This window comes from Corynebacterium sp. HMSC072D12 (assembly GCF_001813925.1).
In the GTDB taxonomy this organism is placed as follows: Bacteria; Actinomycetota; Actinomycetes; order Mycobacteriales; family Mycobacteriaceae; genus Corynebacterium; species Corynebacterium aurimucosum.
This window is the reverse complement of sequence record NZ_KV814417.1, coordinates 1-286: the sequence shown is the minus strand read 5'-3', so window position 1 is coordinate 286 and position 286 is coordinate 1. Positions and strand designations below refer to the sequence as shown.

The 286-nt window shown below is 55.2% G+C and carries 1 pseudogene; it reads left to right on the top strand.

What is annotated here, in order from left to right:
- Nucleotides 1-102 precede the first annotated feature (102 nt).
- Nucleotides 103-286: pseudogene (locus HMPREF2943_RS12310) on the top strand (IS256 family transposase); the annotation flags it as partial.

Here is a 286-nt window from a genome sequence, read left to right as displayed (position 1 = left end):
TTCCAACGGCCCGATCTGTGAAATCAACACCGGATAACACTGGGGCTGTGGTAGGTAAGCCGCAACTGGTGCGGTTAGGCCAATTCCTATGGCAACGTCCGCACCGAAGCCCCTGTACATCCACTGTAGCTAGACAGGCATCAAGACTTCGGACACGATCGGGAAAAGCGGCATACGCGGCCTGGACGAAAGAAGAACTCAAACGGCAGGGCCACCCAGACGGGCGACCTGCCACATACGACACCCAAATCAACAACGAATGGAACCCCAGCTTAGGCATAAGAAA